Genomic DNA, 13791 nt, shown 5'->3' with positions numbered 1-13791 from the left:
GGACCCCGCCGGTGGCCCGCCCGGCGCCTGAGGCCGCCGCCCGGGCCGCCCTTCCGAGGGCCCGCCCCGCAGGCCGCCCCGCCCGGGGCCGACGCGTACGGCGCATGTCCGGGGGCTGCCGGGTAAGGCGCACGTCCCAGGGGTGGCCGCCGTAATGCGCACGTCCGGAGGCCGCCGCGCACGGCTCACGTCCGAGGGGCTGCCGCGTGCGGCGCAGGTCCGACGGGCCGACGCGTACGGCGCATGTCCGGGGGCTGCCGGGTAAGGCGCACGTCCGACGGGCCGGCGCGTACGGCGTACGCACGAGGAGGGGGGGATCAGCCCTGGCGCAGCGAAGCCACACCTGCCGCGAGGCGGGCGGGCCGGGGCCGTGGGGGCTGCCACGGGACTTCTGGCTGCTGTGGGCCGCCGCGGCGGTCTCCGGGATCGGCGACGGACTGGAACTGAGCGCCTTCCCCCTGCTGGCCGCGTACTGGACGCGGGACCCGGTGCTCGTCTCCGCGGCCTCCGTCGCGGCACAGGCGCCCTGGCTGCTCCTCGGGCTGCCGGCGGGCGGACTGGTCGACCGCTGGGACCGCAAGGCCGTGCTGCTCGCCGCGGACGGCTGCCGCGCCCTGCTCGTGGTGGCCCTGGCGGTGGCGGTGGTGTTCGACGCGGGCAGCATCGGGCTGTTGCTGGTCGTGCTGTTCGCCCTGGGAACGGCACAGATCTTCTTCGACACCTCCGTGCAGGCGGTGATCCCCGCCGTGGCCGGGCCCGGTGCGCTGGTCCGGGCCAACAGCCTGCTCCAGGGCAGCTCCACCGTGCTCGTCCAGTTCGCCGGACCGGCCGTCGGCGCCGCCCTGTTCGCGGTCGCCCACTGGCTGCCCGCCGGCATCGACGCGGTCAGTTACCTGCTGGGGGTCGTCCTGCTGTCCAGGGTCCGGGGCCGCTTCCGGCCGTCCCTGGCCGGGCCGTCCCGCCCGGCCGGGCCGGAGCGGACCGGGTCGTCGCGGCACGGTGTCGCCGAGGGGCTGCGCTGGCTGCGCGGCGACCCGGTGATCCGCGTGCTGTCCCTCGCGACGGTCCTGCTGGGCATGGGCAGCGCCGCCGCCTGGGGTGTCATGGTCCTGTTCGCCCGGCACCGGTGGCACCTGGACGGCACCGGCTACGGGCTGCTGCTGACGGCGAGTGCCCTGGGCAGCGTCGCCGGTTCCCTGGTCGCCGCCCCGCTGGCCCGCCGGCTCCCCGAACGGCTGCTGCTCACCGGTTCCGCGGCCGGCTCGGCGACGGCCTTCGGCCTGCTCACGCTCGCCCCCACGGCCGCTGCCGCCGCCGCCCTGCTCGCCGTCAACGGGCTGATGGTGGTGGTGTGGAACGTGGTGACGGTCTCCGAGCGGCAGGCCCGCGTCCCGGACGCGCTCACCGGCCGGGTGACGGCCGCCTACCGGGTCCTGGCCTGGGGCAGCATGCCGCTCGGGGGCCTCCTGGGCGGTGCCCTGGCCTCCGCCCTCGGCCTGTACACGGCCGTTCTGACGGCGGCCCTGCTGCTCGCCCTGGCCGCCCTGCTGGTCGGCGTCGGCCGCGCCCCCCTCAGCGGCGGCTTCGCACCGGCGGCACGCGAACCGGCCGGCTGACCGGCCGGCCCGGCGGGACCGGCGCGTGCCGGCGGCCCCCGTGGCCCGGAAGCCCCGCTCTCACCGCAACGGCCGCCCGCCGACCAGCGGGCCTTGCCGTATCCCGGGGCATTGCGGAGGATGCGGGGTGGGGACCGGGGCCCCCGTGCCGGCATCGGCAGGGGCGGACCGCTACCCGGAGTAACATCAGGAGACAGCGATGTCCCAGCAGGCTCACCCCCCTTCCCAGGCCGTTGAGCCCGAGACCCCGAACCTGGATTTCGCGGGGACGACGCCGTACGAGGACTACGTCAAGGCAGACGTACTCACCCATCTCCAGCACACCCTCTCCGACGATCCCGGAGAGATGGTCTTCCTGGTGACCACCCAGGTCATGGAGCTGTGGTTCACGGTGATCGTGCACGAGTGGGAGACGGCCGCCCAGGCGCTCCGCTCGGACGACGTGCCGACCGCGATCGCCGCGCTGAAGCGGTCCGTGCGGGAGCTGGAGGCGCTGAACGCCTCCTGGAAGCCGCTCGGCCAGCTCACCCCGGCCCAGTTCAACTCCTACCGGAGTGCGCTCGGCGAGGGCTCCGGTTTCCAGTCGGCGATGTACCGGCGCATGGAGTTCCTGCTCGGCGACAAGTCCGCGTCCATGCTCGTACCGCACCGCGGTGCCCCGCGCGTCCACGCGGAACTGGAGAAGGCGCTGCACGAGCCGAGCCTGTACGACGAGGTCGTCCGGCTCCTCGCGCGCCGCGGCCACCGGATCCCCGCGTCCGTGCTGCACCGGGACGTCACCCGGCGGTACGAGCCGGCGGACGCCGTGGAGGCCGCCTGGGCCGCCGTGTACGCGGGTGACGAGGGCGACGAGGTCGCCCGGCTGGGCGAGGCCCTGACGGACGTGGGCGAGCTGGTGTGGCGCTGGCGGAACGACCATCTGGTCGCCACCCGGCGCGCGATGGGCGCCAAGGCCGGCACGGGCGGCTCCGCCGGAGTGGCTTGGCTGGAGAAGCGGGCCCGCAAGAACGTGTTCCCGGAGCTGTGGACGGCGAGGTCCCATGTCTGACCTGGACCTGCGAGCCGAGAAGCTGGACGCGGCGGACGAACTCGCCGCGCTGCGGGACCGGTTCACCCTCGACGACGGCGTCTACCTGGACGGCAACTCCCTGGGCGCCCTGCCCGCTCACGTCCCCGACCGGGTGGCGGACGTCGTCCGCCGCCAGTGGGGCGAACTGCGCATCCGCTCCTGGGACGAGAGCGGCTGGTGGACGGCGCCCGAGCGGATCGGCGACCGGATCGCCCCCCTGGTGGGCGCCGGACCCGGGCAGATCGTCGTCGGGGACTCGACGAGCGTCAACGTCTTCAAGGCACTGGTCGCCGCGGTCCGCATGGCGGGCGACGGCCGGGACGAACTCCTGGTGGACGCGACGACCTTCCCCACGGACGGCTACATCGCCGAGTCCGCGGCCCGGCTGACCGGCCGCACCCTGCGGGCGGTGACCCCGGCCGAGGTCCCGGACGCGCTGAGCGAGCGCACGGCCGCGGTGCTGCTCAACCACGTCGACTACCGCACCGGCCGGCTGCACGACCTGCCCGCGCTCACCGCCGAGGTCCACGCCCGGGGCGCCCTCGCCGTCTGGGACCTGTGCCACAGCGCGGGCGCGCTGCCGGTGGGCCTGGACGAGCACGGCGTCGACCTCGCGATCGGCTGCACGTACAAGTACCTGAACGGCGGCCCCGGTTCACCCGCGTACCTTTACGTGCGCGGTGACCTGCAGGACCGCTTCGACTCCCCGCTGCCGGGCTGGAACTCCCACGCCGAGCCCTTCGGCATGGACCCCGTCTACACCCCGGCGCCGGGCGCCCTGCGCGGCCGGGTCGGCACGCCGGACATCCTCTCCCTGCTGGCCCTGGAGGCGGCCCTGGAGGTGTGGGACGGGGTGTCCGTCGCCGCCGTACGGGCCAAGTCCCTCGCCCTGACGGACTTCTTCCTGGAGTGCGTCCGGGCGTACACCGAGCCGGGCCGGGTGGAGTGCGTGACCCCCGAACGGCACGCGGAGCGGGGCAGCCAGATCGCCCTGCGCTGCCCGGACGCGGGCGAGGTGATGAAGCGGCTGATCGCCCGGGGCGTGGTGGGCGACTTCCGCCGTCCCGACGTCCTGCGCTTCGGCTTCACCCCGCTGTACGTGGGCTTCCGCGACGCGGAGCGGGCGGCCCGGGTGCTGGGGGAGGAACTGCGCTGACGGAGGCGGGGCCGAGGTGCGACGCCGGGCCCACGCCCGCGCACCTCGGCCCCCGCGTCCCGCAGAGTCCGTCCCGCAGAGTCCGCGCCCGCGCACCTCGGCCCCGCGTCCGGCAGAGTCCGCGCCCGCGCACCTCGGCCCCGCGTCCCGCAGAGTCCGCGCCTGGGCACCTCGGTCCCGCGTCCCGCAGAGTCCGCGCCCGTGCACCTCGGTCTCGCGTCGGCCTCGGCGGCCCGCCGAACCGGTCAACCCTCACCGTGCGTGACATCCCCGTATCCCCGCACGTCACCGGCCTGATACCGTCCCGGCCAACGGCCGGAGCGCCCCTTGGTCCGCCCACATCTCCCCCGTGCCTGAAGCCGGGGGGTGTCCCCTTCGTCGCTGAGAGGTTGGAGCATGCCGGACGACGCCGCAGCTGCCCGTGCTGCCGTTGAAGAGGAGTCGGTCTTCTCGCACGCCCCGGTCGGCGCCGACGTCAGCGCCGCGTACGGCGACCATCCCGACCAGGTGATCGACTTCTACGCCCCCCGCCCCGGCCCGGCGTCCGCCGCCGGCCCCGCCCCGCTGGTCGTCGTCCTGCACGGAGGCGCGTGGCGGGCCCGCTACGACCGCCGGCACATCACCCCCTTCGCCGACCACCTCGCCCGCAGGGGCTTCGCGGTGGCCAACGTCGAGTACAGGCGCGGCGGCGATCCACCGATCCCGGGGCAGCAGACGGGCAAGGGGCAGGCGGCCGGAGCCGTGGACGGCGCGTCCGCCGGATCCGCCGGCACCCCGCTCGCCGGGCGCTGGCCCGACACCTTCGACGACGTCGCGGCGGCCCTGGACGCCCTCCCCGCACTGGTCCGGGAGGCGCTTCCGCAGGCGGACCCCCGCCGTACGGTCCTCACCGGCCACTCCGCGGGCGGCCATCTGGCGCTGTGGGCCGCGGCCCGGCACGTCCTGCCCGCCGACGCCCCCTGGCGCACCGACCGGCCCGCGCCGCTGCGCGGTGTCGTCGCGCTGGCCCCCATCGCCGACCTGGAGGTGGCGGAGAAGCTGGGGGTCTGCGGTCACGCGTCCTCACAACTCCTGGGCGGAGAGGACCGGTTCGCCGAGCGCCGCCCGTACGCGGACCCCGCGCTGCTGCTGCCGACAGGCATCGCCACGACCCTCGTCCAGGGCCGTACCGACCTGGAGGTGCCGTACCAGGTGGCCGAGTCGTACGCGGAGGCGGCGGCGAAGTCCGGCGAGACGGCCGGGCTGACGCTGCTGGCTGACGTGGGCCACTTCCCGCTGATCGACCCGGCGGCGGACGCCTGCGCCGTGGTGGCCGAGGAGATCGCCCAACTGGCCTGGTGAGCGCGGCGGTACGGCGCCGGTGACGGACCGGGGGAGCGGCGGGGGCCCTGTCCTGCCCGTAGTACCTGAGGGGGATTCCGCAGGACCCCTCTCCAAGGGGACGACCGCGCTCCCGGCCGCGCCTACCGTTTTCCCCGTGACCGAGACGACGCACACGCAGACGACACCGCCGGAGGCCGCCGGCCGGCCGCGCAGCCCGGAGTTCCGGCTGGCCGTCGACGCCCTGCGGGGGCTACGGCAGGACCTGTTCCACGGGGCCTTCGCCTACCGCCCGATGCCCCGCATGGCCGTCGACGGCGCGCTCACCCGCCACCTGTCCGGCCGCACGCGCGAGTACGCCTCCTGGACCCCGCACACACTGGTGGCCGCGGCCGGCGTCGTGGCGCTGCTCGCCAACGCGGCGAGCGTCTCCGAGGGCAGGGTGACACAGCTGGCGTGCGCGTTCCTCGCGCTGGCCCCGGTGCTGCTGACCCTGGCGCGTCCGGTCGGCGCGTTCTGGCTGTCGCTCGGGGCCACCGCGGTCACCTCGGCGGTCGGCGACCCTTGGGACACCTGGCCGTGGCTGCCGGGCAGCTTCGTCTCCCACCTGGTGGTGCTCACGGTCGTGGCGATACGCACCCGCCCGCGCACCGCCGCCTGGATGTGGCTGCTGACCACGTCGTACGGCGTCTGGTGCCTGGCCGTCTTCGGTGACGGGCGCTACGACACCGACGTGGCCCCGATGGGCATCCTCTCCGCGCTCGTCCTGCTGGCCGTCACCGTCCGGCACACCCGCAGGGAGGCCCGGCAGGAGGTGACGGCCCAGCAGTCGGTGACCGCGCACGAGCGTTCCCGGCGCACCCTGCTGGAGGAGCGCACGACCATCGCCCGTGAGCTGCACGACGTGGTCGCCCACCACATGTCGGTGGTCGCGATCCAGGCGGAGGCCGCCCCGTACCGGGTGGAGAACCCGCCACCGGAGCTGGAGAAGGCGTTCGCCACCATCCGGGAGAACGCGGTGGCGGCCCTGACCGAGCTGCGCCGGGTCCTCGGCGTGGTCCGCGCGGAGGGCTACGAGGCCCCGGACGCCCCGCAGCCGACCCTGGCCGATCTGGACGGTCTGCTCGCCAATGTGCGCGAGGCCGGCCTGGCGGTGGAGAAGGTGGTGACCGGCGCGGTGCGGGAGCTGCCGCAGGGGGTGGAGCTGTCGGCGTACCGGATCGTGCAGGAGGCGCTGAGCAACAGCCTGCGGCACGCACCCGGCGCCGGCGCCCGGGTCGAGATCGGTCACGTCCTCGGCGGGCTGGGCCTGCGCGTGGTCAACGGCCCGCCGCCGGCCCCGCATCTGGTGAAGGCGTCACCCGGCGCCGGGCACGGCATCACGGGCATGCGCGAGCGCGTGGCGATGCTGAACGGCGAGATGACGGCCGCTCCGACGGCCGAGGGGGGCTATGAGGTGACGGTGTTCCTGCCGGTGCCGGCGGCCACGGCCACCGAGGACGAGGCATGACGATCCGCGTACTGATCGCGGACGACCAGATGATGGTCCGCGAGGGCTTCTCGGTGCTGCTGAACGCGATGCCGGGCATCGAGGTCGTCGGCGAGGCCGTCAACGGCCGGCAGGCGGTCGAGCGGGTGCGGGAACTCGCCCCGGACGTCGTCCTGATGGACATCCGCATGCCGGAGCTGAACGGCATCGAGGCGACCCGGGAGATCGTCGCCGCGGACGCGACGGCGAAGGTGCTGGTGCTGACGACGTTCGACCTGGACGAGTACGTCTACCAGGCCCTGCGTGCGGGAGCCTCCGGCTTCCTCCTCAAGGACGCCTCGGCCCGGCAACTCGCCGACGGGGTGCGGGTGGTGGCGGCCGGCGAGGCGCTGCTGGCCCCGTCGGTCACGCGCCGGCTGATCACCGAGTTCTCCCGGCTGGCCGACACGCCCCGCCTGGTGCCGGCGGCCCGGGCGGCGTACGGCGAGCTGACGGAACGCGAGACGGAGGTGCTGGTCCTCATCGCGCAGGGCCTGTCCAACGCGGAGATCGCCGGGCGCCTGGTGGTGGCGGAGTCGACGATCAAGACGCATGTGAGCCGGGTCCTGGTGAAGCTGGGCCTGCGCGACCGCACCCAGGCGGCCGTCTTCGCCTACGAGGCCCGCCTGGTGACCCCGGGCTGACACCGGCCGGCACGACGCGGGACCGGGCCCCTGGTCAGACGCGGGTGTACGCGTTAGCGTCCCGGCATGGCTGGCCCCGTCGACCTCGCTTTCGACCCCTGGGACCCGGAGTTCCTCGCGGACCCCTACCCCGCGTACGCCGAGCTGCGCGCCCGCGGGCGGCTGATCCGGTACGAGCCGACCGGTCAGTGGCTGGTCCCGCACCACGCGGACGTCTCGGCACTGCTGCGGGAGCGCCGGCTGGGCCGGACCTACCGGCACCGGTTCGGCCACGAGGAGTTCGGGCGGAGCGCGCCGCCACCGGAGCACGAGCCGTTCCACACCCTCAACGACCACGGGATGCTGGACCTGGAGCCGCCGGACCACACCCGGATCCGGCGCCTGGTGTCCAAGGCGTTCACCCCGCGCACGGTGGAGCGGCTGCGGCCGTACGTGCACGGCCTGGCGGACGAGCTGGTCGGCAAGCTGGTCGAGGCCGGCGGCGGTGATCTGCTGACCGACGTGGCCGAGCCGCTGCCGGTGGCCGTGATCGCCGAGATGCTGGGCATCCCCGAGGCCGACCGGGCCCCGCTGCGCCCCTGGTCGGCGGCCATCTGCGGGATGTACGAGCTGAACCCGTCCGAGGAGGCGGCGGCGCGGGCGGTGCGGGCGTCGGTGGAGTTCTCGGACTACCTGCGGGAGCTGATCGCGGCCCGCCGCGAGGAGCCCGGGGAGGACCTGATCTCCGGCCTGATCGCCGCCCACGACGAGGGCGACCGGCTGACGGAACAGGAGCTGGTCTCCACGGCGGTGCTGCTGCTCAACGCCGGTCACGAGGCCACGGTGAACGCCACCGTGAACGGCTGGTGGGCCCTGTTCCGCAACCCGGGCCAGCTGGCCGCCCTGCGCGCCGACCACTCCCTGATCCCGTCCGCGATCGAGGAGCTGATGCGCTACGACACCCCGCTTCAGCTCTTCGAACGCTGGGTGCTGGACGACATCGAGATCGACGGCACGACCGTCCCCCGGGGCGCGGAGATCGCCATGCTGTTCGGCTCCGCCAACCACGACCCGTCCGTCTTCGCTGATCCGGGCCGCCTGGACCTGAGCCGCGGGGAGAACCCGCACATCTCCTTCAGCGCGGGCATCCACTACTGCATCGGCGCGCCCCTGGCCCGGATGGAACTGGCCGCCTCGATGACGGCACTGCTCCGGCGGGCCCCCACCCTGGTGCCGGCGGAGGAACCGCGGCGCACCCCGAACTTCGTGATCCGGGGACTGGCGGGCCTGGCGGTCGAGGTGGCGTGATCCGCGGCCCCGGCCGGGTGCCGGGTCACCGCTCCTTGGTCTCCTCCAGCACCGTCCGCCCCAGCAGCGCGTACCGCTCGGGGGAGCGGCGCTTGAGGTACTGGGCGCAGCCGATGCCGGTGGCCGCGACCAGCGCCACCAGCCACGGGGTCGCCTTCAGCACCAGGGACCCCGACTCGGGCCCGGCCGCCACGCCCATGTTGGACACCAGCAGCACGACGACCGCGAGCATCGCGACGCCGCCGACGAGCGGCGCGGTGAAGGTGCGGAACCAGTGCCGGCTCTCGGGGTGGTGGGAGCGGAAGTACGCCAGCACCGCGAAGGAGCACACGGCCTGGACGACGAGGATCGCCATGGTGCCGAGGATCGCGAGCAGGACGTACGTACCGGTGTAGGGATCCTTGCCGGCGGCCCAGAAGGCGCCGATCAGCACCGCGCTGACGGCCGTCTGCACGAGGCCGGCGATGTGCGGGGAGCCGTGCCGGGCGTGGGTGCGTCCGACGGTGCGCCGCAGCGAGGGCAGGACACCCTCCCGTCCCAGGGCGTACAGGTAGCGGGCGGCGCAGTTGTGGAAGGCCATGCCGCAGGCCAGCGAGCCGGTGATCATCAGCCATTGCATGACGTCGACCGCCCAGTGGCCGACATAGCGCTCGGTGGGGTCGAAGAACATGGCGAGCGGGTCGGCTGAGGACGCCGCCCGCACGGCCTCCGCCTCGCCGTTGCCGGTGATGGCCATCCAGGAGACGAGGACGTAGAAGACACCGACGCCGAGGACGCTGATCATCGTCGCCTTCGGGATGATCTTCTTGGGGTCCCGGGACTCCTCGCCGTACATCGCCGTCGACTCGAAGCCGACCCAGGACCAGAAGGCGAAGAAGAGCCCGAGCCCGGCGGACGTGCCCTTGAAGGCGTTGACCGGATCGACCGGGGCGAAGGTGAACCCGTGCGGCCCGCCGCCGTGCAGTGCGACGGACACGGCCATGGCGGCCAGCACGGTCACCTCGGTTGCCAGCAGCACGACCAGCAGCTTCTCGGCGACGCTGACGCCGAACCAGGTGCCGGTGGCGTTGACCGCGAGCATCAGGACGGCGAAGGCCCACCAGGGCACGTGCAGACCCGTCTGGTCCTTGAGGGTGGTGGTGGCGAAGGTAGAGAAGATGCCGATCAGGGCCGGTTCGAAGACCACGTACGCGAACGTCGCGAGCAGACCGGAGGCGAGACCGACGGTGCGGCCCAGACCGTAGGAGATGAATCCGTAGAAGGCGCCCGTGGACGTGATGTGCTTCGCCATCGACGTGAAACCCACGGAAAAGATTGCCAGGACGACCATTGCCACGAGATAACTCGCGGGCGCCCCGACGCCGTTGCCCGACGACACCATGAAGGGCACGTTGCCGGTCATCGCGGTGATCGGCGCGGCCGTCGCCACCGCCATGAACACCACGCCCAGCAGCCCGACGGCATTGGGTTTCAGCCGGTGAAGCGTTGATTCGCCGTCGCTCTCGGTCGCCGGGGCAACGCCCTCGTCCACAGCCATCGGGTGGCCCCCTCCGTGTCCGGTACGTGGGTACTGATGGAGCAGGATGGTGGACGAGGGGTGTGCACGGGAAGGGGTCGGCGCGGTTAAATATTTGTCACCAGACCTTTAGCGGGGGTGGCCGGCCCACGCGGCGGAGGGCAGGACGAGTCCCCAGGCGCCCTCCGCCACGCGCCAGGTCCGTCTGCGCACCGGCCCCGACACGGCCGCGTCCGCCCGGTAGCGGAAGTCCGCCCCGGTGACCGTCACCGTGCGGCCGGAGACCAGCAGGGGCGTCGCCTCCGCACCCACCGACAGGGGCCGCACCTCCACCGAAGCGGCTCCGTCCGCGCCCGGTGTCACCGAGACCGCCTCCACGGGCTGGTCCAGGTCGACCACCGTCTCCCCGTCGACCTCCACCCGCAGCCGCGCCACGCAGGGCGACGGCACGGCCGACAGCCGGGTCGGGCGGGGGGCCAGGGTGCGGACCAGGGAGCGGTACCAGGGCCGGCCCGAGGCGAGCGGCAGCGGACGGGCGGCAGCCGCCCGCACCGGCGCCGCCGGGATGCCCAGCGTGCCCAGCACCACACCGTCGCTGTCGTCGACCAGGAGATCCAGGCGCCGCTCCACACCGTCCAGGACCGCCCGCGCCGCCGCCACCGGGTTCCCGGGCACCCCGAGGGACTCGGCGAGGGCGGTGTCCCCCACCGGCACCACCGACAGCGCGCAGCCGGCCAGCTCACGCTGCCGGTGCAGCAGCGCGACGGCCCGGGCCAGGGCCCGGCCGTCACCGATCACGACCGGCCGCCGGGACCCCCTGCGCCCCAGCGCGCGGGCGAATTCCTCCGGTCCTTCCGGCAGGCACAGTTTGGCGGCCGCACCCGCGCTGAGCACGTCTTTCGCGATCCTCACGGCCTCCCCGTCCGTCTGCCGGGCCGCCGAATCGATGATCACCAGCAGCTGATCGGACGTCGCGAAAGTCGCCACCTCGGTCCTGCCTCGCTTCCTCGGGTAGCATCTTTGTGCAAGAGCCCCTTGCGCTATTGCGCCAGGGGCTTCGTCTATTCCGGGGCATCCGGTCCGACGGTTGTGCGACCAGCGACGGTCGCGGTGGTACGCGGCGGTGAACCTTACGCCCACGCCCCCGACCTTGGACATGCCCCGCCCGGAAGGGGTGTACGCGCGTGCCCGCACTTGTGCTGCTCGGTGCTCAGTGGGGTGACGAAGGCAAGGGAAAGGCGACGGACCTGCTCGGTGGTTCCGTCGACTATGTAGTGCGCTACCAGGGCGGCAACAACGCCGGCCACACGGTCGTCGTCGGCGACCAGAAGTACGCGCTGCACCTGCTCCCTTCCGGAATCCTCTCGCCCACATGTGTTCCGGTCATCGGCAACGGCGTCGTCGTCGACCCGTCGGTCCTGCTCTCCGAGCTGAGCGGTCTGAACGAGCGTGGCGTCGACACGTCCAAGCTCCTGCTCAGCGGTAACGCGCACATCATCACGCCGTACAACGTGACCGTCGACAAGGTGACGGAACGCTTCCTCGGCAAGCGCAAGATCGGTACGACGGGCCGCGGTATCGGACCGACCTACGCCGACAAGATCAACCGCGTCGGCATCCGGGTCCAGGACCTCTACGACGAGTCGATCCTGACCCAGAAGGTCGAGGCGGCGCTCGACGTCAAGAACCAGATCCTCACCAAGCTGTACAACCGGCGCGCGATCGCCGTGGACCAGGTGGTCGAGGAGCTGCTGGGCTACGCCGAGCAGATCAAGCCGTACGTCGCCGACACGGTGCTGGTCCTGAACCAGGCCCTGGAGGAGGACAAGGTCGTCCTGTTCGAGGGCGGCCAGGGCACGCTGCTGGACATCGACCACGGCACGTACCCCTTCGTGACCTCCTCGAACCCCACCGCGGGCGGTGCCTGCACCGGCGCCGGCGTGGGTCCGACGAAGATCAGCCGCGTCATCGGCATCCTCAAGGCGTACACGACCCGCGTCGGCGCCGGACCGTTCCCCACGGAACTCTTCGACGAGGACGGCGAGGCGCTGCGCCGCATCGGCGGCGAGCGGGGCGTGACCACCGGCCGTGACCGCCGCTGCGGCTGGTTCGACGCGGTCATCGCCCGCTACGCGACCCGCGTGAACGGTCTGACGGACTTCTTCCTCACCAAGCTGGACGTGCTCACCGGCTGGGAGCAGATCCCGGTCTGCGTGGCGTACGAGATCGACGGCAAGCGCGTCGAGGAGCTGCCGTACTCGCAGAGCGACTTCCACCACGCGAAGCCGGTCTACGAGAACCTGCCGGGCTGGTCGGAGGACATCACGAAGGCCAAGTCCTTCTCCGACCTCCCGAAGAACGCCCAGAACTACGTCAAGGCGCTGGAGGAGATGTCCGGCGCCCCGATCTCCGCGATCGGCGTGGGTCCGGGCCGGGACGAGACGATCGAGATCAACTCGTTCCTGTAGGCACCGCACGCGGACGCCCGCCGGTCACGGCCCTCGGCCAAGATCGGCGGGCGTTTCCGTGCCCCGGGCGGCGACAATCGGTACATGAGCGACCACCGGAAGCCACCGTGCCGGGGACCGTACGGCGGTGAGGGCCGCCAGGCCGACGGCACGGACTGCTCCGACCCCGCCGTCTTCGAAGTGACCCGGCACAACAAGCCACCCCTGCTCGTGTGCCCGGTCCACCTGGGCCCCTCCCTGCTGATGGCCGGCGGGGTCCTGTGGCCCCCGGTCATCCACCTCATCGGCCGCGTGCCCGATCTGCGGCCGTAGCGGACCGGTGGCCCCGGGGGGCCGGCCGCGGGCGCCGGGGGCGGCCCGACGCCCGCGGTGAAGCGCGCGGGGCCGGTCTTGCCCCCCGTACCCGCCGCGGGCACGGCGGGGCTCAGCTGAAGACGATCATCGAGCCCTGTGCCAGGGACCGGGTCGCCGCCGCGTGGAGGCCCAGCCAGACGTGGCGTTCGCGGGCGAAGGGGCTGGGGTCGTAGGGGGCCGGGACGGCCGGCTCCTCCAGCTCGGTGGGGGCCGTGGGCGGGGTGGGCGGCGTCGGGGGGTTGGCCGGGTCGACGCCGATCGACGGTGCCACGTACTGGAGTTCGCGCAGGAGGGACTGCGCCGAGCCCAACGGGCCGCCACCCGCGAGGAGTTCGTCGTTCGACAGCGGGTGCGGGAAGTCCACGGGGACGTACGCGCCCGCGTGGTCGTAATGCCAGACCAGGTGCGACTGCTGGGCCGTGGACTCGAACATCTCCAGCAGCTGCTCGTAGTCGCCGCCCAGTTCGTCCACCGGCGTCACCGGCAGTCCGCAGACCTGGAGCAGGTACGCCCGGCGCAGGAAGTGCAGGGCGTCGTAGTCGAAGCCGGCGACCGGGGCGACGTCACCGGACAGACCCGGCATGTACTGGTACACCGGCACCGGCGGCAGGCCGGCCTCTGCCAGCGCCTTGTCGTACTGCGCGAGTTCCTCGGCGAAGGGGTTGTCCGGGGTGTGGCACAACACGTCCACGAGCGGTACCAGCCACAGGTCACAGGCCAAAAGAAGGCTCCTCGCATCGGCAGGCGTGTGTCACGCACGGCGGCAGGTGGTCAGGGCAGGGTAGTCCGTACGGCCGCGGGGAGGCTCCCCCCGTACGGGCCGTATCGGTCGT

Annotated in this window: 12 protein-coding genes; 9 read left to right on the top strand and 3 right to left on the bottom strand. The window is 73.3% G+C overall.

The genetic code is table 11. The features are described 5' to 3' along the window. Positions 1–206 precede the first annotated feature (206 nt). The 7 genes from GT045_RS24935 to GT045_RS24905 all read left to right on the top strand — a co-directional run bounded on the left by GT045_RS24935 (position 207) and on the right by GT045_RS24905 (position 8620). A complete protein-coding gene (locus tag GT045_RS24935; RefSeq protein WP_345942741.1) occupies positions 207–1616 on the top strand; it encodes an MFS transporter in 1410 nt (469 codons plus the stop codon). A 199-nt stretch (positions 1617–1815) separates the two neighbouring features. Further along, positions 1816–2664 carry a tryptophan 2,3-dioxygenase family protein gene (locus GT045_RS24930; RefSeq protein WP_161294202.1) on the top strand — a complete coding sequence of 283 codons (849 nt, stop codon included), beginning with the start codon at positions 1816–1818 and terminating at the stop codon, positions 2662–2664. Continuing rightward, positions 2657–3841 (top strand): kynureninase, encoded by a 1185-nt coding sequence (kynU, locus tag GT045_RS24925; protein WP_161335518.1) that lies wholly within the window; start codon positions 2657–2659, stop codon positions 3839–3841. The genes GT045_RS24930 and kynU overlap by 8 nt, the downstream gene beginning before the upstream one ends. Before the next feature lie 396 nt (positions 3842–4237). Next, positions 4238–5182, top strand: a complete 945-nt coding sequence (locus GT045_RS24920) for an alpha/beta hydrolase (RefSeq protein WP_161335517.1) — start codon at positions 4238–4240, stop codon at positions 5180–5182. 136 nt (positions 5183–5318) lie between these two features. Further along, positions 5319–6671 carry a histidine kinase gene (locus GT045_RS24915; protein WP_345942740.1) on the top strand — a complete coding sequence of 451 codons (1353 nt, stop codon included), beginning with the start codon at positions 5319–5321 and terminating at the stop codon, positions 6669–6671. After that, entirely contained in the window at positions 6668–7333 is a 666-nt protein-coding gene (locus GT045_RS24910) for a response regulator transcription factor (RefSeq protein WP_161294196.1), read from the top strand. The genes GT045_RS24915 and GT045_RS24910 overlap by 4 nt, the downstream gene beginning before the upstream one ends. A 66-nt stretch (positions 7334–7399) precedes the next feature. Further along, positions 7400–8620 carry a cytochrome P450 gene (locus GT045_RS24905; RefSeq protein ID WP_161294194.1) on the top strand — a complete coding sequence of 407 codons (1221 nt, stop codon included), beginning with the start codon at positions 7400–7402 and terminating at the stop codon, positions 8618–8620. Positions 8621–8645: 25 nt separating this feature from the next. Here the strand turns inward: GT045_RS24905 and GT045_RS24900 are convergent, their stop codons facing one another. Beyond that, complete coding sequence (locus GT045_RS24900; protein ID WP_161335516.1) at positions 8646–10157, bottom strand: APC family permease; 1512 nt, start codon at positions 10155–10157, stop codon at positions 8646–8648. A gap of 108 nt (positions 10158–10265) precedes the next feature. Beyond that, on the bottom strand, positions 10266–11123 hold the full coding sequence (locus GT045_RS24895; RefSeq protein WP_161335515.1) for a diacylglycerol kinase: 858 nt from the start codon (positions 11121–11123) through the stop codon (positions 10266–10268). 197 nt (positions 11124–11320) lie between these two features. Between GT045_RS24895 and GT045_RS24890 the strand changes: the two genes are divergently transcribed. Then, the gene (locus GT045_RS24890) at positions 11321–12604 is read left to right on the top strand and encodes an adenylosuccinate synthase (RefSeq protein WP_161335514.1); all 1284 of its coding nucleotides are present in this window, start codon (positions 11321–11323) and stop codon (positions 12602–12604) included. An 84-nt stretch (positions 12605–12688) separates the two neighbouring features. Next, entirely contained in the window at positions 12689–12916 is a 228-nt protein-coding gene (locus GT045_RS24885) for a hypothetical protein (protein ID WP_161294186.1), read from the top strand. A 112-nt stretch (positions 12917–13028) separates the two neighbouring features. On the opposite strand, the gene GT045_RS24880 is transcribed toward GT045_RS24885, so the two are convergent. After that, the gene (locus GT045_RS24880; protein ID WP_161294184.1) at positions 13029–13679 is read right to left on the bottom strand and encodes a hypothetical protein; all 651 of its coding nucleotides are present in this window, start codon (positions 13677–13679) and stop codon (positions 13029–13031) included. Positions 13680–13791 lie beyond the last annotated feature (112 nt).

This window comes from Streptomyces sp. SID486 (assembly GCF_009865385.1).
Classification (GTDB): Bacteria; Actinomycetota; Actinomycetes; order Streptomycetales; family Streptomycetaceae; genus Streptomyces.
Note: the sequence above shows the minus strand (reverse complement) of the source record. Positions and strands in the feature narration are given on the sequence as shown.

Coding starts and splice junctions, on each gene's coding strand:
- GT045_RS24885 (WP_161294186.1), top strand. CDS start 12,689: ATGAGCGACCACCGGAAGCCACCGTGCCGGGGACCGTACGGCGGTGAG.
- kynU (WP_161335518.1), top strand. CDS start 2,657: ATGTCTGACCTGGACCTGCGAGCCGAGAAGCTGGACGCGGCGGACGAA.
- GT045_RS24905 (WP_161294194.1), top strand. CDS start 7,400: ATGGCTGGCCCCGTCGACCTCGCTTTCGACCCCTGGGACCCGGAGTTC.
- GT045_RS24910 (WP_161294196.1), top strand. CDS start 6,668: ATGACGATCCGCGTACTGATCGCGGACGACCAGATGATGGTCCGCGAG.
- GT045_RS24920 (WP_161335517.1), top strand. CDS start 4,238: ATGCCGGACGACGCCGCAGCTGCCCGTGCTGCCGTTGAAGAGGAGTCG.
- GT045_RS24900 (WP_161335516.1), bottom strand. CDS start 10,157: ATGGCTGTGGACGAGGGCGTTGCCCCGGCGACCGAGAGCGACGGCGAA.
- GT045_RS24930 (WP_161294202.1), top strand. CDS start 1,816: ATGTCCCAGCAGGCTCACCCCCCTTCCCAGGCCGTTGAGCCCGAGACC.